The 23820-nt window shown below is 32.4% G+C and carries 18 protein-coding genes; 16 read left to right on the top strand and 2 right to left on the bottom strand.

The window, feature by feature from the left end; translation table 11 throughout:
* Positions 1-100: 100 nt before the first annotated feature.
* Genes Q1A73_RS01270 through Q1A73_RS01260 form a run of 3 tightly spaced genes read left to right on the top strand, consistent with a single transcriptional unit; the run spans position 101 to position 2112 of the window.
* Positions 101-760 (top strand): hypothetical protein, encoded by a 660-nt coding sequence (locus Q1A73_RS01270; protein ID WP_299600652.1) that lies wholly within the window; start codon positions 101-103, stop codon positions 758-760.
* Positions 729-1565 (top strand): DUF3822 family protein, encoded by an 837-nt coding sequence (locus tag Q1A73_RS01265; protein WP_299600649.1) that lies wholly within the window; start codon positions 729-731, stop codon positions 1563-1565. The genes Q1A73_RS01270 and Q1A73_RS01265 overlap by 32 nt, the downstream gene beginning before the upstream one ends.
* Position 1566: 1 nt before the next feature.
* Positions 1567-2112, top strand: coding sequence for an RsmD family RNA methyltransferase (locus Q1A73_RS01260; protein ID WP_299600647.1), 546 nt, complete (start codon positions 1567-1569; stop codon positions 2110-2112).
* A 51-nt stretch (positions 2113-2163) separates the two neighbouring features.
* On the opposite strand, the gene Q1A73_RS01255 is transcribed toward Q1A73_RS01260, so the two are convergent.
* Together Q1A73_RS01255 and Q1A73_RS01250 are read right to left on the bottom strand one after the other, a co-directional pair.
* Positions 2164-5058: a T9SS type A sorting domain-containing protein gene (locus Q1A73_RS01255; protein ID WP_299600645.1), complete on the bottom strand. Its 2895-nt coding sequence runs from the start codon at positions 5056-5058 to the stop codon at positions 2164-2166.
* A 178-nt stretch (positions 5059-5236) separates the two neighbouring features.
* Positions 5237-5371, bottom strand: a complete 135-nt coding sequence (locus Q1A73_RS01250) for a hypothetical protein (protein WP_299600643.1) — start codon at positions 5369-5371, stop codon at positions 5237-5239.
* A 265-nt stretch (positions 5372-5636) separates the two neighbouring features.
* Between Q1A73_RS01250 and Q1A73_RS01245 the strand changes: the two genes are divergently transcribed.
* From Q1A73_RS01245 to Q1A73_RS01185, 13 genes are all read left to right on the top strand, one after another.
* The gene (locus tag Q1A73_RS01245) at positions 5637-6044 is read left to right on the top strand and encodes a prepilin-type N-terminal cleavage/methylation domain-containing protein (RefSeq protein WP_299600641.1); all 408 of its coding nucleotides are present in this window, start codon (positions 5637-5639) and stop codon (positions 6042-6044) included.
* The gene (locus Q1A73_RS01240) at positions 6044-6526 is read left to right on the top strand and encodes a hypothetical protein (RefSeq protein WP_299600639.1); all 483 of its coding nucleotides are present in this window, start codon (positions 6044-6046) and stop codon (positions 6524-6526) included. The genes Q1A73_RS01245 and Q1A73_RS01240 overlap by 1 nt, the downstream gene beginning before the upstream one ends.
* On the top strand, positions 6526-7941 hold the full coding sequence (locus tag Q1A73_RS01235) for a GspE/PulE family protein (protein ID WP_299600637.1): 1416 nt from the start codon (positions 6526-6528) through the stop codon (positions 7939-7941). Before Q1A73_RS01240 ends, Q1A73_RS01235 begins: the two co-directional genes overlap by 1 nt.
* Positions 7942-7946: 5 nt before the next feature.
* Positions 7947-10169 (top strand): type II secretion system protein GspD, encoded by a 2223-nt coding sequence (locus tag Q1A73_RS01230; RefSeq protein WP_299600635.1) that lies wholly within the window; start codon positions 7947-7949, stop codon positions 10167-10169.
* The gene (locus tag Q1A73_RS01225; protein ID WP_299600633.1) at positions 10169-11371 is read left to right on the top strand and encodes a hypothetical protein; all 1203 of its coding nucleotides are present in this window, start codon (positions 10169-10171) and stop codon (positions 11369-11371) included. Before Q1A73_RS01230 ends, Q1A73_RS01225 begins: the two co-directional genes overlap by 1 nt.
* A complete protein-coding gene (locus Q1A73_RS01220) occupies positions 11355-11873 on the top strand; it encodes a hypothetical protein (RefSeq protein ID WP_299600631.1) in 519 nt (172 codons plus the stop codon). Before Q1A73_RS01225 ends, Q1A73_RS01220 begins: the two co-directional genes overlap by 17 nt.
* Positions 11874-12417: 544 nt before the next feature.
* A complete protein-coding gene (locus Q1A73_RS01215; protein ID WP_299600629.1) occupies positions 12418-14169 on the top strand; it encodes a tail fiber protein in 1752 nt (583 codons plus the stop codon).
* Between the two features lie 58 nt (positions 14170-14227).
* Entirely contained in the window at positions 14228-14587 is a 360-nt protein-coding gene (locus Q1A73_RS01210) for a hypothetical protein (RefSeq protein WP_299600627.1), read from the top strand.
* Positions 14588-14679: 92 nt separating this feature from the next.
* Positions 14680-15987, top strand: coding sequence for a tail fiber protein (locus tag Q1A73_RS01205; protein ID WP_299600625.1), 1308 nt, complete (start codon positions 14680-14682; stop codon positions 15985-15987).
* Positions 15988-16150: 163 nt separating this feature from the next.
* A complete protein-coding gene (locus Q1A73_RS01200; RefSeq protein WP_299600623.1) occupies positions 16151-16684 on the top strand; it encodes an OmpH family outer membrane protein in 534 nt (177 codons plus the stop codon).
* A gap of 170 nt (positions 16685-16854) precedes the next feature.
* Positions 16855-17208: a four helix bundle protein gene (locus tag Q1A73_RS01195; RefSeq protein WP_299600620.1), complete on the top strand. Its 354-nt coding sequence runs from the start codon at positions 16855-16857 to the stop codon at positions 17206-17208.
* A 181-nt stretch (positions 17209-17389) separates the two neighbouring features.
* Positions 17390-17995, top strand: a complete 606-nt coding sequence (locus Q1A73_RS01190; protein WP_299600618.1) for a hypothetical protein — start codon at positions 17390-17392, stop codon at positions 17993-17995.
* Between the two features lie 277 nt (positions 17996-18272).
* Entirely contained in the window at positions 18273-23819 is a 5547-nt protein-coding gene (locus Q1A73_RS01185) for a hypothetical protein (protein ID WP_299600616.1), read from the top strand.
* The last annotated feature ends 1 nt before the right edge of the window (position 23820 follow it).

Below are 23820 nucleotides of genomic sequence, written 5' to 3'. Positions count from 1 at the left end.
TAAATCAAAGATAGTAATGATTTTTTGGCTATAAACTTTTACGATTAAAAAAAAATTGTAGATTTGCGTATACACTAATGTCTAAAAGCTAAATTATAAAATGAAAATTGTTCTTCAATTAGTTCTATGGGTAGTTATCGGAGTTTTAGGATACCTGGTATTTAATTCTGTAATGGGTCCTGTAAGGTTCAATAAAGTTAAAGAAGCGCGTTACGCAAAAGCCATTGAAAACTTAAGAGATATCCGACAAGCAGAATTAGCTCATAAAACCGTAGTTGGTAGATTCGAAAAAGATCCAACTAAATTAATTGCTTTTATAGATACTGCTAAATTTACTCTTACACAGCGTAGAGATTCAAGTTTTGTAAGATTTAATAAAATATTACAAATTGATGAGCCAAAAGATACTGTTGTAGTAGATACTCTTGGTTATGCTTCTGTAAAAGATTCGTTATTTAAAGGAAGTGATCGTTATAAAAATATGATGAAAGTTCCTGTAGAAGGTAAAGAAGCTAATTTTGAATTAGATGCTGGATTCATTGATAAAAATGGTATTCGTGTAAGTGTTTTCGAAGCAAGAGTAGCGAAAGAAGTTTTATTACACGACCTTGATAAAGATCTATTATTTCAGGAAAAGCAAGTTGTTTCTGTTGAAGAGGTAAACGGACCATTCTTGTCAGTAGGTTCTATGCAGGAAGTTAATACTAAAGGAAACTGGCCAAAACTTTATGACACCAACGTTACAACCACAGAAGAGTAACACCTCTGGTAATAAAAAACATACATTGTCCATTCAGGTTAGCCTGAATGGACTTTCTTTTTGTATCGCAAATTCAGAAAAAGAAATCATTGCCTTAGAGCAAGATAATTTCGGGATCCACTTGTCTCCAGAACAGGTACTGGATAAAATCAAATATGTATTTGATCACCATCCTAAGTTCAACAATGATTTTGAAAGTGTAGAAGTTATTTATCAGAATGACTTATACACTTGTGTTCCCAAAGCCTTGTTTGATGAGGAACAGCTCAAAGAATACTTAAAATACAGTATCAAGGTATTAGAAAATGATTTTATTGCTTATGACGAATTACACCAGCATGATATCATCATAGTATATGTACCCTATGCAAACATCAATAATTTCTTTTTCGACACCTTTGGTACTTTTACCTATAGACATGCCGCTACAATGTTAGTGGACACTTTATTAGCTAAAGAAAAAAATAGCGATAGTACTAAAATATATGCTCATATGAATGCAGCATCTTTTGATTTAGTCATTACATCAAAAGGTAAACTATTATTAACCAACTCGTATCTGTACGCAAACGAAGAAGACTTTTTATATTATGTAATGTTTGCAGCAGAACAACTTCGGTTAAACCCAGAAGAGTTTGAGCTTATCTTTTTAGGAGACATTACGGAAAGAAGTAGTTGCTACACTATTGCATATACTTATATTAGACATATAAGTTTTGGAAAAAGAAGTAATCTTATCAATCTTTCAGAAGAGATCTCAACCATTCATGAACATGAACACTATTTGTTATTAAGTCATTTTTAATATGCGAATTATCTCAGGAAAATATAAAGGAAAACGGTTACAAGCACCTAAAAAGCTACCTGTACGTCCTACAACCGATATGGCAAAAGAGGGGTTATTTAACATTCTTAATCATCATTATGCCTTTTCTGAAGTTACCTTATTAGACCTTTTTGCAGGCACGGGAAATATCAGTTATGAATTTGCTTCTCGTGGAACCGAACATATTACTGCAGTAGATGCTCATTATGGATGCGTAGGATATATCAAAAGTGTCGCCAAAGAACTTGATTTCGATATTGATACCATTAAAAGTGATGTCTATAGCTATTTAGAAAAAGTAAAACGAAAATCTGATATTATTTTTGCTGATCCTCCTTATGATTTTACGGTAGAAGAGTTTGCCAAAATACCCGCGTTAGTATTTGAAAACGAATTACTCAATGATGATGGTGTGTTAATTATAGAACATTCTAAGCACACATCCTTAGAAGATCTTCCTAACTTTAGGAATTCGAGAAAGTATGGAGGTTCTGTTTTTAGCTTTTTCGAGAAAACAACTACATAACCCAAAACATAGTTATTTTACTCAAAACTATAGATCGAAGTAATGGACTCTCTACTTCTTGATAAATTTAAAAATATTGCTGTCTGTCTTATTTTTTATTTTAATGAAATAAGGACCAGCATTCAGTAAACTTACATCAATACTATAAAGATCCTCTGAGATAGTACCAGACATAAACTGTTGCCCCAAGATATTATAAATAAAATACGTATTATTTTCTTGATCGAATCCGTCTAAATGCAGCCTATCAGCAACCGGATTTGGATACATTCCAACAATTTTATTAGCAACTTCGTCTGTAGACAAGATATTACAAGACAAAACTGTATCCCAACTAATTGCTTCTTCTCCTAAAATATTGTTTTGATGTTTTATAATGAATTTATTGATATTTGGCCAGGCACGTTTCGCCCAATCTTTTACTTCATTTAACAAACCACAATCTGCTCCTAATTCTTCTCCAGATTTTAATACCCAATACATATGATCTGCATACATTGGGCCATCGGTGTTTACCGCTTTTGTAACATCGAATATTTCTGTTTTGCTCCAAGAATCTAGATTCTGCGAACCATTTCCTCCTTTAATTCTACTGGCAGGTCCTCCAGGAATACTTTCCATGTTATCATAGCGCCACCAATTTTCATTACTACTACTAAAATCAGAATTATCGACAAGATATAACCTATTGCGTGGTTTATTTATTTCTATTAAAAACTGCTTTAACTGTGCATTTAAAATTAGAGGTAACATCCCTCCTTCAATTTCATTTACGGATTTTACGAACTTCAGCGGTGCATGTCCTGCAAGCTGAGAAGCTCCTGCATCTGCTTCTTTTCCAAAAAAGTACCAAGGTCCCATCACGCGAATCCGAAAACCTCTGGCATCGTTTGGATTGGTATCTCCAGACCAGGTTTTTACTTGATACATATTATTAATCGTATGAAAATACCGTAATGGTTGATTAATTCCGGAGGATTTACTAGAACTTAATATAAACTCTGGCTGGTAATTAAAATCTACAGGGCCATTTCCATAATTTACACCATAACCAGGAGTAAGAATCATTTGCAATTGATACCATGCAGTAGATTCATATTGTCCAGTTTCTCTCGGTTGCCCCATAAAATTCTGGCATCCGCCATCATCCAAACATCCCGTAAGATGTGGTGGTATTTCGAAAACGTGTTTACTGTCATAATCAGGAACAAACCATTGATGATCCGAGGGATTATCTTCTAGATTTAGATAGTTCGCTGCCTGATTTTGTAGACTAAACTCATTCATGAACTCAAAATTCTTCACGGCCATCAACCTAGCCATACTGGTTGCAGCAAACACCTGAGGGACATGATCTGCTATTGAATTTAATCCATCTCCAGTTCTTGTTCTCCAATGCCCACTCATATTTTCATTATCTGAATTTAGTACCTGTGCCTGAAAAAATCGATAATGCACTCTATGTTTAACATGTCCTTGCATTAATTCATTAACTTGATCTTGTGATAAACTTGATAAATTAATATTTTTAGTAACTGCCGTGCTATTCGTGGCATAGCTTTCTAATAGCTCTCTAAATATTTCATATCCTTTCTGGGGATTTAAGTAACTCTTTACAATACTTACAAAAGGTGTACGATCATCATAAGTAGTTTGGTAGAAATTATTTTTTGTGTATGCATCCATAGGATGTATCATCGGTAGCCAATGTTTCCAATCTGGAAATTGAATTGGTAAAGGAAGTGTATAGGTTTCTGGGGATTTATCAGCATCAAAAAAAGTATCCATATCAGCCTGAGTAAATCCAGAAGATTTACCAAATAAATAGGGTGCCATTTCACTATCATTTTCCAAAACAGCTTCTAAACCAGCTCCTGCAGACCATTCGTTTATTGGTTTGTCTTTTAGCTCTGTACCTGGTTGGTATGGAGGATTCCAAGGACGTCCGTACCTATGAATATTATTTTTGTCACCATCGGCATCTGATAATGAACGTATGTAAGCAGCTATTAATTTACCTTCTGCTTCTGTTAATCGATGAAACTTAGATCTTTCTACAATTGCTTTATTAGAGTATGAAAAAATCTCTAAATCCCTTCCATCATGCGTATGACAATCTGTACATTTAGCTTTGATCTTTCTAGAATTTCCTAAATCATAACCGTACCAAAAACCGTTATTGCCACTGGTTAAATAATTACTCCATAAATCTTCTCCTGCTGTTTCAGATTCAAAATCCCCTCCTCTTCCATAATACCATAAACTTTTTCCTTTATAGATACTATCTAATAAAGCAGATTGACTGATAGAAATTCCGGATTCGGTATATGGATTTGTCCAAGTTAAAGGGTCATCTTCATTAAAATAACTAACACCATATACTCTGGAAGCTTCTGAAACCTGATTTGCAGGAAGATAATACTCACTATTTTTTAATATTCGTGCTCCTCCACTATCTACAAGATCTAGATCTATAATTCTATATCCGTTGGAAATACCATCAGAGATTTCCATTCTAAATCGAATTGAATTTTGGCCAACCTTTAAATCTGTATTTGTAAAATGTAGTCTTACGGAATTATAACCACCATGCACCATTCCTCCTCTGGCTAACTCCTGTGGATATATACTTGTATTATTTTTATGTAAGCTGGTAAACGTAGTATGATTTACACTTATAGACACCTTATCATCATAACTTGCATTATTAATCTGTAAATAAAGGTTATTTGTGTTTCGTATGCGATCATACATAGATTGATCTATGGTAAATCTAATTTCCGCTAATGCACGTTTCAAACCTAAACCCTCTAATTCTGTATTCGCAACAGCAATATTTTCGGGTAAACCAAAAACTTCTATGGGAAGGTTTATTTTTTGAGCTTTAAGATTGGTATAAGCAGATATTAAAAAAGTAATAGCTAAGAGAAAGCATTTATTTTTCATGGCATAAGAGATTTGGTTTCGCATAATTAGCCTAAAACCAACTATTTTAGAAAATAAAACTTTTTAATTTTATTTTAATTACGAAACATTTCGTATTGCCAGAAAAACCTTTCAGAATAAATTAAATCTACTATTGATTCCTACTTATAAAAGTAAACTTTGATAATAAAAGTATGATTTACTTTCTCTTCTTTTTATCAGATACTCCAAACTGTCTACGTGCTTTGATCTTATTGTATAGTAGAATAACAACAACAATCAACGCCAAAATAGCAAACCCTCCTCTACCCAATAGGTAATCGATAATGTCCATATATAAACTTTTAGACAAATGTCGTTGTTTAATATGATAGCTTACAACATCTTAACTAGAAATATGCTTTTACTGAAAATAAATTTAAAATAGTTAAAAAAGAATTTTATTCGATTTTCATGGTAACAAATTTGCTCTTAAAGACACTATAATAATAAGTAGATATTTTAACTATAATCAATATAATGAATATCAGATTACTAAGTAAGTCAAAAAAGTATATTTTTGCAGACTTGAAACAGGAGTTCAGAAAAGCTATATCTATATGAGAAATAAAATATATAAGGTCAAAGCATTCAACCTTCAGGAAATGCTTTTGGTATTAGCAATAATTGGAATTTTACTTCTAATTGCGTTGCCAAATTTCTTGCCATTGATAGCGCAGACCAAAGCACAAGAAGCAAAGATTCAGTTGAAATCCATCAGTAGTATGCAGACCCAATATAGATATCTTAATTCGAAATATTCCAATGATTTTAATGAGATAAATTATGAAGCTCCTCTAACTGTTAAAAATGGTGGCACTGCAAATTATAGTTATGAAATGATCGAAGCTTCTATTTCCAATTTTAAAGCAAGAGCAACCGCAGTTGTTGACTTTGATGGTGATGGGATATTTAACGTATGGGAAATTGATCAAAATGGTAATCCTAAACAAATTACTAAGGACTAATGTTGTTGCTTAAAGGACTTATCATACTTAATCTTATCTATATTATAGTACAAGATATTAAGAATCGGAAAGTATATTGGTTTCTGTTTCCTAGTCTTTTGATGCTATTAGGATATTTACATTATAAAAATGTTCTTCCTATTCATTTTAAAAATTCTATTGTGATTAATATTGGAGTAATAGTTTCTATAATGCTTATCCTGTATGCCTATGCTAGAATTATCATGAAACGTTCATTTTTTAAAGACGTATTTGGTTTAGGAGACGCATTGTTTTTTACCGTATTGGCGGTTGCTTTTCCTACGATTAGTTTTATTATTCTATTTGTATTTTCAATACTTTTCTCTTTGTTTACTTGGTTAATTACTAAAAAGAATGCTAAACATGAAACTATACCATTAGCAGGATATATGTCATTGTTTTTTATTTTTATTTTTTTGGGAAATTGGATTACAGACACTATTAATTTATATATAATATAATGAAAATAGATTCTTTTGAAATACCCGTAGATCTGAAGCAATTGATTACCTCTAATCAAGCTTTCCATTATCGAATCATTCCTTTTTTAAAAGAAAATGATATCGTGCAATTCAAAACTGATTCTAAAAACAGTGATGAATTAGCTAAAGAACTCTCTATCATATTAAATCATAAGATTACACTTATTTCTGAAACAACAGAAAATTTACAATCTTATCTTTCTTTAAATTATAGAAAAACAACTTCTGCTTCTCATCAAAAATTACACTACGAGGATAATTTTTTACAAAAATTAATCGCTACCGCAAAAGATTTTGGTAGTAGTGATATTCATATGGAACCATATGAAAAATTTTGTAGAGTTCGATTAAGACTTGACGGGAAATTAAAAGAGCAGTATACTATTAGTAATAAAGAATATCCTCAATTAGTAAACCAAATAAAAATACAATCGGGGCTTGATATTTCTCAAAAAAGATTAGCTCAGGACGGTCGTATTACTTTTAAAAACGGTTCAGAAGAATTTGATATTAGGGTATCCACAATGCCTACATTACATGGAGAAAAAATAGTACTTCGTTTATTAAGTAGAGATACACAAGATATCCAATTAGAAGATCTTGGTTTTACAGATAAAGAATTAAAACTTTATAGAGAGGCTACCAAAAAACCTCAAGGTATTGTTTTGATTTCTGGTCCAACAGGGTCTGGTAAAACAACTACTTTATATGGTACTTTAAAAGAGCTTAACAAAGAGGTTTCTAATATATTAACGATAGAAGATCCAATAGAATATACATTAGAGGGAATAAATCAAGTACAACTAAGAGAAGATATTGAGTTTGATTTTCCTGCTGCTCTTCGCGCTTTCTTACGCCAAGATCCAGATATCATTATGGTAGGTGAAATTAGGGATGACAAGACGGCAAATATGGCTATAAAAGCAGCTCTAACAGGTCATTTGGTATTATCTACAATTCATACGAACTCCGCTTGGGCTACTATTTCTAGACTTATTGATATGAAAGTTCCTTCTTTTCTATTGGCAAGTACATTAACCATGAGTATTGCACAGCGGTTAGTAAGAAAACTATGTACTCATTGTAAAACAGAAAAAAAATCAGAAGTTGAAGATTTTCCATTAGGATATGATATCCCAGAAGAAATCCAGAGCCACTACATCCCTGTGGGATGTAATTATTGTTACCAAACAGGATATTTAGGAAGAAAAGCTATATATGAATTACTTCCGATTACAAAAGAATTAGAAACCGCAATACGTCATAACGAAATTCAGATCGATGATTATATTGCTACCCAAAATATTGATACGCTACAAGATAATGCAATTCGCCTAGTAAGGGAAGGTGTAACTTCGGTTGAAGAAGTATATGCATTATTAGCTAATAACTAAGATTTATGAAAAAAAATATATTTTTAATATATCTCATTTTTAGTTTTGGAATACTCTCTTATGCACAAGATACTTTTCAAAATCAATCACAAGATAATGCTCGATTTCTTACTCTAGAAAATAAATTACAACTTCTAAGTGTAGAAGTACCAGGTTTAGCAGAGAAAGTGAACGTGAATATTTCTAATACTTCACTTCCTAATTTTGTACGGGCAGTTTCCCAAGTACATAAAATCAATATTAACCTTTCTAATGATCTTAATTCTATTTCTATTGTAAATGGTTTTAATGATGTTAATGTACAGGATCTTCTTCTATTCCTAGTTAAAGAATACCAATTAGATATAGAATTTACTGGCAATATTTTATCCTTAAAAAAATACAATCCACCTGCGGAAATAGCTCCAGAAAAAGAGCCTATCATTAATTATGATCTTGCAGCTGGAACTTTATCTACAGATCTTAGAAATGATCCTCTTCCTAAGGTTTTTCGAAAAATCACCGAATTCTCTGGCAAGAATTTACTTTTTACTCCAGAATTAAATTCTAAAAACTTAACACTATACATTAGCAATGTACCTATCGATTTAGCATTACAAAAATTAGCAGAAACAAATGATTTAATATTTAATAAAACTAAAGATGGGTTTTATGAATTCGAAGGTATTCCAGGAGTAAATGATGGAAATAACGCTACTTCTAGACAAAGAAGAAATCGAAGAAATACTAATTACAAAATTGTAGATACGCTACACAATGTTTTATCTGTAGATTTAAAAAATGCATCTGTAGCTCAATTAATAAACAATGTATCAGAAGATTTAGGGTTAAATATTTTTACAGCTTCCCCTTTAGAGAATGCTGGTAATGTTACCGTAAAAGCTGAAGCTATTAGTTTTGATGATTTATTAGTCAAAATTTTTGAAAGTAATGCTAACAGCAGTACTGCAAATAACACATCCAGTAATCAAAATAATCGAAATACAAATTCAAATACTCAAGGCAATTTCCAGAATACGAATACTACCACAAATAATTTTACTTTTAAGAAAGAAGGAAACGTATATTATTTCGGAACTGAAAATCAATTAACAGTTAAAAAGATCGAAATGATACAAATGATGCATCGATCAATCGCCATGCTTGGTGATGCTAATCCTGCTGGTGGTTTTGGAGGTAGCAGCTTTGGAAATAATAATTTTGTAACTGGAGGAACAAATTTTTTTGGAAATCAAGGTAATTCTAATTTCAATCAAAACAGAATTAATAACAGAAACCAAGGGAGTATAAATTCTAATATCGGAAGAACCAATGGTTCTGGCAATAACGATACGCAAGCGGGATCAATTTCTGATATTTTCCCTGCCTCTGTAACAGAAGGTTTAGATATAAAGATAGATACAGAATTAAATAGCTTTATCGTAAGTGGATCTGGGACAAGAGTAGAAAAATTTAAAAACTTTGTTAAGTATATAGATAAGCCAGTTCCATTAATTCTTATCGAAGTTATGATTCTGGAAGTAAGTAGAAGTGCAACAGTCGAAGCTGGATTAGAATTTGGAATTGGAAAACAACCCAACACAACAGAAGGGGCAACTTTTCCTAACACAAACATTACCCTTGGTGCACAGACAATTAATAGAATCATCGGTGGTTTCGATGGTTTTGGATCTTTAAATTTGGGTAATGTAGTTCCCAACTTTTATATGGATATCAAGGCTATGGAATCTAACGGGAATGTCAAAATCTTATCCACTCCTAAACTAAGCACATTAAATGGTCACAAAGCATACTTGTCTAGTGGTCAAACAACGTATTATGCAATTACTAGTCAGAATATTTTTGGATCTCAAAATCCACAAACCTCAGAAATTGTAAATTATCAACCAATAGATGCTGAATTAGCGTTAGAATTCAAACCTTTTGTATCAGGAGATGGTCAGATTACATTAGATATACAGGTAATACAGTCTAATTTTAGTGGAGAGCGAATTGCAGAAGACGCTCCGCCAGATATTAATAGCAGAAGGTTCTCTTCTATTATGAGAATGCAAGCCAATGATGTAGCTATTTTAGGCGGAATCGAAGAAAAAATTAAAAATGATTCTGGATCTGGAACTCCTTTATTATCCAGGATCCCAATTATAAAATGGTTATTTAGTAAAAGAAGAAGAGAAGACTCCAAGAAAAAGTTAAATGTAATTATCAAACCAACAGTGTTCTATTAATGAACAGATTTAGATTACCATATAACCCTATAAAGAGATCTATCTATGCTTTTGAACACACCGAAGATAACAACGGTACTGTAATTATTGGTGTAGAAGTCGCTAAGAAAAACGGTGAATTAGATATTGCAAAAAAATTCATGATTAATGATCTAAAAGATCTTCCTGAAAGGAATATCTCCTCAGCTCATTTGGTGATAACCGATAATCAAATATTAACTAAAGAAATTGTTACCAAAGGAACAGATCAGGAAATTGTATCTGAAGCATATCCAAATTTAGAGGTAGACAATTTTTATTATCAAATTCTAAAAACATCAGAAAAATCATTTATTTCCATCTGCAGAAAAACATATGTAGATGATATCATTTCGACATATAAAGATGCTAAAATAGCCATCACGTCTATTGACCTTGGAAATCTTACAACTACAGCATTAATTCCTTTTATAAAAGATTCTAAAGTCTTAACTTTTACAGCAAGTATTACTATACAGAATGAAGAATTACTATCTATTACTCGAAATGACAAACAAATAGAACACTATGAAATTGATTCTTTAGTGATCCCTAGTTCTCATCTGTTACCCTTTGCCAGTATTCTACATAAAGTTTCTGGTATATCGAATATTTCCGGTAATGTTATCGAAAAGAATACAACTTTAGAAATAACACATAAAGAACTTCGATTTTTTAAAAAAACTTTATACTACGGAATTGGTTTTTTACTTATAGCCCTACTCATTAACTTTTTTGTTTTTAATTCGAACTATAAAAAATTACAAGAATTAAAAGAAGAAGAGCAAGTATATAACACTCAAAAAGAAACTATAAAAAAACAACAGCTTATAGTAAACACAAAGGAGAATATTGTACAAAGTATCCTTTCTACCGGATTTTCTAAAAGTTCATATTATGCAGATCAAATAATTCAGTCATTACCACTATCAGTATTATTAAAATCATATAACTATCAACCTGTTCTAAAAACATTAAGAAATGACAAACCGATTACTATTAAACAAAAAGCAATAGTAATAACAGGAGACTCTTTAGATAAAACAAGTTTCACTAATTGGATTCATAAAATTGAAGACCTAAACTTTGTGGACAAAGTGACTATTCTATCCTATGGAATACAGAAAAAAAAGACTGCCATTTTCGAAATTGAAATTAAACTGATTGATGACACAAAAAAATAAAAATATAATCCTAATAATAGCTTTATTACTGGTTTCATTTTTTGCTTATAAATATGGAATATCTAAAACTTTTGTTGTCACTGATCAGGTCCATACATTAGAAATGCAAAAGCATGCTTATGAAACGGCACCTAATCAATTGGCGGCACTAGCTAATAAAGAAAAACAATTAGATGAAATTCTAAAGCAGAACAATGTAGAGGGTAATTCTATCCAAAATAATTTATTAAAAACTTTAAATACACTATCAAGTACCTCTAATTTTACTATTATAGCTTTCGAAGAGCCTCATATATATAAAGATGAAGCTTCGCAAAAAACGAGTACTACCTATAATTTCACATTACAAGGATCTTACAGTTCTTTAATAAAAGTAATTTACGCTTTGGAACAAAGCTATAGTTTTGGTAATATTATTCATACTAATTTTGAAAAAAAGAAAAATTTCAAAACAGGGAAGAATCATTTACAATGCACCATTTTTTTACAGCGGTTAAATTAGTTCCTAACCGAAGACGAAGGTTATTAGCTGATAAAAAATAAATTCAAAACCTCGAGCATTCGATTCCTAACATCCAAAACCTGACTCCTAACTCCCTACTTAACTGGACTTCGGGAACCTCAGTCCTCGGACATCCGACTCATAACATCAAACGCAAGACTCCAAACATAGGATTTACGACATCAGACTTATCAACCTTAACATTATTAAACATACCTCTTGTGTAAGCCTTTTTACTCAAAAAAATGAAGTCCAAACAGTCCAAACAGTCCAAATTTTAACACTATCAAAAAAAATCAAAAAAAAGTTCATTTTTCATAGTAACATTTATCGTATTACTGACACTATAGTATATAACAAAAAATTAAGAGCCGGAAATTTATACATTATCAGACACTTTACATGAAAACAAGAAGAGCTAAACATTAGTTTTTAACATTTTTAAGCATTTGTTAACAAACATGTTTTTTCCTCATAGAAGTAATATACTGATATCTATATTTGCAGCTTTTTTAAAATAAACAATAAGGGAAACAATAGGTCTATGAACAAATCAGTATTATTTGCTATAATTTTTATGTTTTTAGCATTGCCAACTTCGGCGCAAGTAAATTTAAATTCATCTAGTGGTCGAGTAAATGAAATCAAAACAGATTTTGTCTTCAAGATCGAAGATGCTCAATATACAAGACCACTACTCCAATCTGGTTGGTTATCAGGTATTGGTGATTATCTATCATTAAAACATGGTGGCGGAAATACCGAAGAAAACACTTATGGCCTTCGTATAAGTGATGCTAAAGGTTTTGATTTTGGAAAAAACAATTTTACAAATTCTTTCTTTAAAATTCAGACGAATGGTTATGTAGGTATCGGGACGAGTAATCCAACTGAAAAGCTTCAAATAGAAAATGGTATAGTTAAAATTAGGAGTAATAATCAAACCGACAGATTTATATGGAGCAGAACAGACAATACGATGAAAGCGGGCTTAGCTGGAGATGGTGCTAGAAAAGTATTTCTTTTGGCTGATAATTTAACAAGATTGACCATTGATGGGAATAATGGAAATGTAGGAGTTGGCACGAGTAATCCCTCAACGAAACTTCATGTTTACAATGGAAGTTCTGGTGGTTCAACCCATGATTTTTCTGATTTAACAGTTGAGGATGATGATAATACTATGATCAATCTTTTATCTCCAAATAATAAAACCGGTTATTATGGATTCTCCGACACCGAAGATAATTTTGTCGGAGGAATGCAATATGTCCACACTACTAACAGTATGATATTTAGAGTAAATAACCATGGTAGTGATGTTACTATAAATCAAGATGGAAATGTAGGAGTTGGCACAAATAGTCCCACGGCAAGATTTCATGTTGTTGGAAATGGAGTTAGAGCTGATAAATTTTCGCTGGAAAGTATAAACGATTTAATAAACGATAGTCCGTGGTACGGTTTAGGAAGAGGGAATTTTAAAGGTCTTTCTAGCAATACCGACAAATCATCAGTTCAATTAGCAGGTTATTATGGGCTTCTATTAAAAACAGCAAACGGTTCTTTTGGTATACATCAAAATGGAAATATTGGGATCGGCACCACTAACCCAAGTGCAAAACTACAAGTAGAAGGTCAAACCAGAGTAGGGAGATCAGGAGTACTAACATTGGATTGGACTAACGAACCAAATTGGGGAGGAAGTTCTAACAAATGGGCTGGATATATTGGTTTTAATGCTACTAGAAATAATGAGGATCCAAAAGATAATTATAAAGGTCCGAATCGATATACTTCTAAAGGTGTTTTTGAAGGTTCTAACTACGGGTTTAGATGGTTATTCAGGAATCATAACAATTATGATTCTGATGTACAACACCAACTTTCTGAGTACATGCGTCTAACAAATAGTGGAAACCTAGGAATAGGAACCACTGCTCCAGATGCTAAACTTACCGTAAAAGGAGATATTCATACCCAAGAAGTAAAAGTAGATCTTAATGGAGCTGTCGCACCTGATTATGTATTTCTAGAAGATTATGATCTAAAATCTATTGAAGAAGTAGAAGCTTATATCAATGATCAAGGACACTTACCGAATATTCCTTCAGCAGCAGAAATGGAAAAAAATGGTATCGAACTCAAACAAATGAATCTACAATTATTAGAAAAAATTGAAGAGCTCACTTTATACACCATAGCTCAAGAGAAAGAACTACAAAATCAGAAAAATAAAAATAGTGAGCTAGAAACACGTTTAGAAAAATTGGAAGCTCTCCTCACTAAAAAATAAGAAATGAAGACTTAGAAAAGATCATATAATTAATATACGACCAATATAAAATAAAACTATGAAAAGGAATCTTTTATTTCTTACTGCAATCATTTTATTCGTATTTAAGAGTTATTCTCAATTTACATTTACAAATAATGAAGCTCAAACAAACAATGAAATTGTTGCTCCCGTTATTCGTTTAAGTAATGAACTGAGACTCCCAAATACTTTTGCAGCAAACGACCCAACATTAGGAACAATTTACAACACTAGTTATGGTATTAACATCCATAAAACAGAAGGAATAGGTTTTGCATTCAATAATATCAACAGAGTATTCTTTACTCCAAATGGAAATATTAGAACTTTTAATAGCAACCCTTCTATTCATATAGAAGGTTCTGAAACAGGTAACTACCAGATACAAACCATATAGTAGGCTTCATAATTAATTCCTCTTAATTCAATAGTAACGAACTACACGAACGAGACACTCACCAGTATAAATATTTATTAAACAAAATAGAGATGAAAGAAATATTATTATTAATAATTATTATGACAATTAGTTTTGGGCTTAAAGCTCAAGATAACAAGATAGAATCTACTGGCAACGTTGGAATTGGAACAACAAATCCAACTGAAAAGCTTCAAATAGAAAATGGTACTGTTAAAATTAGGAGTAATATTGAAACAGATAGATTTATATGGAGCAGAACAGACAATACTATGAAAGCAGGCTTAGCAGGAGATGGAGCTAGAAAAGTATTTCTTTTGGCTAATAATTCAACAAGATTAACAATTAATGGGAATAATGGAAATGTAGGAATCGGCACAACAAATCCAGATGCCAAGTTAGATATTTATGGGGCAAATGGTAATTCTAACAACCTAATTTTATCTGCTAATTATGAAAACAAATATCGTTGGAGATTTAATACTCATGATAGAGGAAACGCCATTGACCTAGATATTACTGCTTCAGATAATAATGATACTCAAGAAGCAGTATTAAAATTATCTCGATCGACATCGGGAAGACCAGAATTTCAACTTCAAAACAACACAATCGTTGCTAACAATGGAAATGTCGGAATAGGTACACAAAGTCCTTCAGAAAAACTAGATGTAATAGGTACGATCCAAAGTCAAAAATTATTGCTTAAAGATCCAAATAATACATCAGACTGGAATACAATATGGCAAAGTGGTTTTTATCAAAGTTACAATGCAGCCAATGTTCCCGAAGCTAATCAGTGGTTTTGGGGTATAAACATGAATCATAGTTCTAATAATGCAGATTATAGATATAACGGTCAAATTGTAATTAAAAACAACTCCGTACATCCAAGGATGTATTTTAGAAGCACAAACAAAGAAGGTACTGGAAATTGGGCCAGACTAGTACACAGTGTAGGTAATCAATATATTGAAGGCGCATTAGGTATTGGAACCGCCAATCCAGATGCAAAACTTACCGTAAAAGGAGATATTCATACTCAAGAAGTAAAAGTAGATCTTAACGGCGCAGTAGCGCCTGATTATGTATTTCTAGAAGATTATGATCTAAAATCTATTGAAGAAGTAGAAGCCTATATCAATGATCAAGGACACTTACCGAATATCCCTTCAGCAGTAGAAATGGAAAAGAATGGTATCGAACTCAAGCAAATGAATCTACAATTATTAGAAAAAATTGAAGAGCTCACATTATACACTATAGCTCAAGAGAAAGAATTAAAAGAAGCAAAAAATAAGATTCAAGGTTTAGAAAATAACAACCAAGAACTGGAAAAAAGATTAGCAAAAATTGAAGCATTAATCAACAAAAAATAAAAAAAAGTAAGAATTATAACAAAAAAAGATAAAAGTCGGAAGATAGAAGTCAGAAGACCGAGGATAAAGCTCCGTTTTAGAACACAATTGACATCAAGCTCCTGACAACAAACTTCGGACATCGAACACCTGACAACTGTCAGTCAAAACAAATACAAAACAAATGAACAAATTAGCACTACCCATCTCCATTATAGCACTTGCCATTGCAGTAGCATCTTTCTTTTACCTACAATCTTCATCAGATTTAGTCTATGTAGATGTAAATAAACTTTTAGATGGTTATAAACGAACCAAAATTGTAAAAGCGGAATTTGATGAGAAAGCAAAAACCATGAAGTCTAATGTAGATAGTTTATTAGCAGATTGGCAAAAAGAACTAAAAACATATGAAAAAGAGCGCAGTAGCCTTAGTAAAAAGGAACTAGAGCTAAAACAGCAGTTATTAGGAAATAAACAACAACAGATTAACAATTATCAACAAGCTGTACAAAAGCAATTACAAGACGAAGACAAAAAAGTAACACAAACAGTTATCAATGATATCAATGATTTTGTAAAAGAATACGGGAAAAAGAACGGATACAAAGTCATTTTTGGTGCCACTGGAAATGGAACTATTATGTATGGAGAAGAAGGTGCGGATCTAACAGATAAAGTGCTGGAAAAATTAAATGCCGAATTCGAAGGGAAGTAGTAATGTTGGATGACAGAAGAAGGAAGTCCGAAGTCAAAAGACAAAGTTTGGAAATCAGGGGTTCGAAAACAAAGCTTTGCTTTGCAACACCAAACATCTGTCATCGGTCACCAAACTCCTGACTTTAAACATCTAACATCGGTCATCAGTCACCAAACAAAAATAGAATTATGAAATTCAAATTTGAGAACTTAATCATTTGGCAAAAAGCAATGGATTTCGCAGAATCAATAAATGTGATATCCTCTAAGTTTCCAAAAAAAGAAAGGTACAATCTATCTTCTCAAATAATGAGAGCTGTAGATTCGATAGCTTTAAATATTTCAGAAGGTTCTATTGGGCAAACAAATCCAGAGTTTAAACGATTTATGGGGTATTCGATAAGATCATTGGCAGAAGTTATTACATGTCTTCATAAAGCGAAGAGAAGAGCTTATATATCCAATGAGGAGTTTGCAATATACTATGAACATAGTTTTGAATTAATGAATATGATGATTGCATTTAGAAATAAAATTAATTGATTAAAGATAATAGTCAGAGTCAAAAGAAGGAAGTCTGAAGTCTGAAGTCTGAAGTCTGAAGTCCGAAGTCAAAAGACAAAGGTTGGAAGTCTGAGGTTGAAAACAAAGCTTTGCTTTGCAACACCAAACATCGGTCATCGGTCACCAAACTCCTGACTTTAAACATCAAAATAAAAACACTATGAAACAAACAATATATATCATACTAACAACTCTGCTGCTCACCTCCTGCTCTAGCGGAACTTTTGACAGCAAAGAAGAGTTGTGGGAATATATTAATGATCCCAAAAATGGGTATATACATACCAAAACAGTGAATGGAGTTGATTTTTCATTAGTGTATAAACCTACAGATATCTTAGTAGATCAGGAATTAAGTGGCCAGGCCACCGCTAAAGAGATCGACAGCTTAAGAAATAAATACAGAGAATATCTCTATTTCAACCTATCGATGTCTAAAAACAATAAGGAGTTACTAAGCAATGTAGCTGGAAACAAGCAACAATTTGGTGCAATGGTAAATCAGCTAGCCTTCGGAATGGAACAGAAAATACATTTCTATACACCCAAGAAAGATACTGTAGAAATTGCTGATTACATCTATCCTAGAATGTATGGTATGAGCGGAGCAACAACAATTTTATTGGTATATCCTAAAGAAAAGATGGTAACAAATCAAGAGTTCATGACACTTAGTATTGAGGACCTTGGATTTTACACGGGAGAAGTAAAATTTAAAGTCCCTACAAAAATATTTAAAAACGAATTAGAACTAGCTTTTAAGTAAGAATGAAAAGAGTTAGATATAAAAAGTCACAAGGCCGATATCAGATGTTTGAGGACAGAGGATCGAAGTCAGAAGTAGAAAGTTAGAAGACGGAAGTCGGAGGTCAGAGGTTGGAAGACAAAAGGCAAAGCTTTGCTTCGCAACACCAAACATCGGACATCAGACATCCAAAATCGGGCACCAAACCTCAGTCAGCTCACACCTGACATCCAACATCCAGCATCCTGAGCTTGTCAAAGGAAAAAACAAAAAAAGTAAAACATCAAATCATAAGCTGATGAGAAAACAGAACACAGAACATTTTAAAATTTCATATAAATCTATACTTACAAGTTTTATATGTTCTTTTATTCTATCGTTAAATAGTCTTTTTGCACAGGGACCCAACGCGCCAGAAGCAGCCGCTTTTGAACCCGTAGATGCAACAGATATGGTAAATCTATTAACGGGAGATTTAACTTATGTAATTCCAATACTAAACGTTCCTTCTCCTGAAGGTGGCTATCCATTGGCATTATCATATCATGCAGGTATTGCCATGGATCAAGAAGCCTCTTGGGTAGGATTAGGTTGGAGTTTAAATCCTGGCGCGATAAATCGTGGTGTCAATGGATATCCAGATGATTGGAAAAATGGTCTTATCCAAGAAAGTTTTTACGATGTTGGTGGTTCTGAAACTACTCATTCTATTGGTTCAACTTACACAACAATAGCTGGAGGTTGGACCTTTGGACATACTAGTTCATATAATTCAAACAAAGGTTTCGGAGGTTCTGTAAGTATAGGATATGGTATTCCAGATGGCGCTGGTGGTATAATTGGTGCTGGGGCGACCGCTGGTATACGACCTGGAGGTCAATTCTATGGATCCGCAAATGTAGGTTATACTTCTTCCTTTGGAATTTCGACTGGTATTAATGTTGGTACTAGCGGAGTCGGAGTAAACGCAGGATATAATTGGGGAAATAATCAGATTTCTGTGGGATATAATAGTAGCTACGAAGGAGAAAACTCCTTATCCATTACCTACGGTAAAGGAGAGTCATTTAAAAAATCTGGTGTTGGTGTTAATTTTTCCTCACGTGGAATATCCGTGAATGGAAAATTAGGTGGAATTGGAATTGGGTCCAATATATCATTCATGAATTCTATAAATATGAATGATTACAATGTTGAACAGGATAATGAATCTTATTCATTAATGGTTGGTACACCTATTGGAATATTTAGTTTAGGTTATAATAAACAAAAAGTAGAATGGTATTTAAACTCTCATAAATCAAGTAATGTTAGTGGTGCGTTATATTTTGGAGATGCTATAAAATATGAATGTGAAGTGGAGTACATTTTCAATACTTATTATGGTCAACCACGAAGATACAAGTCAATAGCTTATGTAGATTCTCCAGATGAATGTAGCTGTAGTAACTTACAAGGTAGTTCTAGCCTTTTTATTTGTACCGATACTAATTTAGTTTCTTCTAGTCCAACAAATGGAGGTAAATATTTCATGGATGTAAATGAGGTTGGAGTAACTAACGGATCAAGAGAACTTAACAAAAATAATGCAATGTTTCCAGCTTTTGATTCTTTTAATGTTTCTGCACAAGGATTATCCGGATCAATGACTCCAAGAATATCCAGAACGGGAACATTATTAGGATTACATAGAAATTTTGCTAATTCAAATCTTTTTGAAGTCAATTACAACCTGTCATCTTATTCTGGATTCCATAACAACAACTCTCAGAACAAACCAGAAGTTAATTTTTATTTCAACAATCAATATTCTTCATCTTTAAACATTGAGCCAGCTTCATTTAACACTAATATATCCCATTCTGATATTTATGATCACTATAATACCTCGTCTGGAACAATGTCATCTTCAAGAAAAAAAGACGGTCGTTTTGTATCCTATTATACTCTTGAGCAGATAAAAGACGGAACAGCTGCGTCAGATGGACTTTTATTACCATATGAATATGATGTAGAAAATGCTACAAATGGTGTGGGTGTGTATGATGGAATGTTTAACACTGGTGAATACAGTGATAGCGCAATTGGTGGTTTTAAAATTGTAGCACCAGATGGAAAGACTTATCATTATTCACTACCTGTATTTAATCTAAATACTAATATTAGAACAATAGGTGCAGTACAAAATAAACCAGAAAGAGAATCTTATTTTGAAGTTAGACAAGGTGCCTACGCTACACATTGGTTATTAACAGCGATAACCGGCCCTGACTATGTAAATACTCAACCTAATACAAGAAACTTCCCAGACGGCAAGGACATGGGGTATTGGGTGAGGTTTGATTATGGAAAATGGACTAATAATTCTGTTTGGAAGCTACCTTATGCTGAAGAATACAGCATATCAGAAGATAATCCTAACGTAAAAACTAAGACATATGGAAAAAAACAGCTTTATTATCTTGATAGAATAAAAACAAGAACACATAGCGCAATATTTGTTAAAAATACTAGAGTGGATTACACGAGCCCAAACTGGGAAAGACATGTTTTTCAAGCAAATGGAGCACAACCTACTTCACAATTTTTCGATGAAATTAGATTTAATATACCAGAACAAAAATCTTTAAAACTGGAAAAAATAATTCTTGTAAAAAATGAAGATGATTTAATAAATAAAACACTTGGTAATTCTCTACCGAGCACAGGCACTATTTTTAATTCTATAACAGAAGAATCTATTCCGGATTATAACTTACAAGATAATATTATAGATGTAGGAGATAATATTTCTGAAACAATAGATAATGCAATTAAAATAATTGATTTTGCTCCTCATTACTCTTATGATCTAGCTAAAGGCTCTCCGAATTCTTTAAATGGTAGGTTAACACTAAATGGATTATCAATTAAAGGAAAAAAAGGTAATCAACTGATTCCTCCTTATAAATTCAAATATTCAAACAACGTAAACTTTGATTATGACAAAAAGGACCTATGGGGATATTATGAAAATGGTCCTGAAACATGGTCTTTAAATAAAATAATCACCCCAACTGGAGGAACTATTGATATAAATTATGAATCAGATGATTATGATATTGCAGTAGCGGAAACTGGAAGAATTTTTAATAAACATCTGAAGTTCACTTTTTTTCCAGACGAATTACCGCTCGTAAACGGTACACCAACCAAAATAAAACTAAAAATTGAAGTTGATGACCAAGATAGTTCTACATCTAACTTTTTACTTTCGGATTATTTTAACCCTAATAAGAAAATTCACGTAGATATTTGGTTTTCAACCATAAGTATGAATATTGCCAGTCCAACACAAAGGTTAATACCATCAATTGATATTAAACCTCAAAAGGCAAGCATTGTATCGATGAATACTTCGGATAACTCTATGATTATTGAGGTTGAAGCAATCGGAAAATTGAATTATAACTCTAATACTTTAGCTAAAATCTTAGACGCAGTTCCAGTATCAAGTGTAACAGGATCAAACAATTATACTGAAAACCAGAAAAAGCCTAGACCTTTAACTGCTTCTAATTCGACACGAGCATATTCTTTGATTCATAATATAATTTCGAATAAAAGACCTGAAGGCAATGTTGGTGGAGGTTTAAGAGTAAAAGAATTAAGTATTTTAGATGGTGTAAAAGTTTACAAAACGCAATATTTATATAACAAACCTAATTCAGCGGAAAATCCAAACAATTCTGATTATACCTCATCAGGAGTTATTAGTTATTTACCTTTCCCTTCTACCTCTGATCAACCTTTTTCATACGGTTCAGAACTACCCACACCAACTCCGATGTATGAATATGTAACAGTAAAAAGTGGAGTTAATTCAACTACTAATAGCTTTATTAATAAAACGACATACAAGTTTAAAGTATTAGAAGAAAAACAACAGGATAAAATTAAGTTTGGTGATTTGTTCGAAATTTCGGAGCAAACAAATCTAAATAATTACAATAATAATATCCAAAAGAATGTAAACATAAAGAGTTATGAATTAATAGACAATTTTGCATGTTTAGGGCAAATATTGGAAATAAATCATTTTAATAATAAGGAACAGTTATTATCTAAAACTATAAATGAATATGCCTCAAGTAATGAAATAAGTCAGGGTATTATCAAAGAATCTTTCCAGTCTTATAAAGATATTAATTATAGAAGTTCGGATATTCAGGATGAATGGTTAATAAATACTTCAACTAGAATTATATATCCTTCTTTATTAAAAAGTACAACCACTATTACTAATGGCTATACTAGTACTACAAATTTCATTAGGCATGATAATATTTCTGGGCAATTATTAGAAACCCAAACAAAGTCAAGCACTGGTTTAGAATTTAAGACTAAAATTGTTCCTGCATATCATATAGATAAATATTCTAATAACGTAGAAGGATATAGTATGGGGGCAAAAGTAAACAACCCCACTAATAAAAATATGTTATCTCAAACAGCAGTAACATTAACGCAGATTAAAAATAATACTGGTGACTGGGCTACCATTAATGCAAATATAAGTACTTGGAATAACAATTGGACTTATCAAAACTATGACGGATCCACTTCTACTCCAACTAATAATGCAGAAAAAATCTGGCGTAAACACCAATCTTTTGTTTGGAAAGGTGAAGTTGATGTTGATGGAGTATATATAGGTTATACTGGTGAGGATGATAACTTTAATTGGTTTAACCCTGACAATCAAAACAATATAGAATGGATCAAAACTTCTGAAGTTAGTTTATATGATCATTATTCAATGCCTTTAGAATCGATAGATATCAATGACAATAAAGTAAGTACTAAAATGGGAGATGATGAATCCAAAGTATTCGCAGTTGCGAATGCTGGATATAATCAAATGTTTTATTCTGGAGCTGAGGATCTTGTTGAAAACACCAATTATTTTAGTGGTCAAGTGAGTAAGGGCAATACCGCTACCCTGTCCGACACCTATCATACAGGAGCAAAAGGTGTACAAGCTGCTGCTAATGTAAAAGCTTTTGCCGTAAACCCAGAAGCTGGAAAATACAAAATCTCTGTTTGGGTATACAAAGGTGCTAACAACAATTATGTAAACACAAAAGTGAAAGCTGCTAATGCTGTGATCTCTTATCATTCTGGAGAAGTAATTCCAGCAGGCGATTGGGTACAATTGAACTTTTATACGCAAGATATTGGAAACGCTCAAGAAGTGTATGTATATAATACATCGGGAACAACTATTTATGATGATTTTAGAATGGTTCCTTTTACCTCTTCTATGACAAGTTATGTCTATAATGATTGGGATGAACTTACCTATATCATTGGCGCAAACAATATGGCTACGAAATATGAATATGACGACGCTGGAAGACTTCATAAAACATATTCAGAGGTGATGGATACTCCAGGAATTCCTGGCGGTTTTAAACTAAATAGTGAAATCAATTATAACTATAGTACGCCTATCAATACGAATGTTACAAATCCAAATGCATTAACACTATCCATAGGAGTAAGTAACTACAATATATCCTCGCCTACGCTTACAGCTACAGCAAATGGAGGTACTTTTGAGTATGAATATCGTTGGGCCATTGGTAACAACCCCAATACTTTAAGTTATGGGTCTTGGTCAAGTTCTAACACACGCAACATTTTCACAGAGTGCGGACCAAACGGAAGAGTACATTACAAATGTCAGGTACGTGATAAAAACACAGGTGATACGAAAGAAACGATAGGCAATCATCAAAAACAAGGATGTGGAGATGATGATGATGATCCAAATGATCCTGATGGGAATCCAATACAACAATAAT

This window comes from uncultured Aquimarina sp. (genome assembly GCF_947492115.1).
Lineage (GTDB): Bacteria > Bacteroidota > Bacteroidia > Flavobacteriales > Flavobacteriaceae > Aquimarina.
This window is presented reverse-complemented; position numbering and strand designations above follow the sequence as displayed.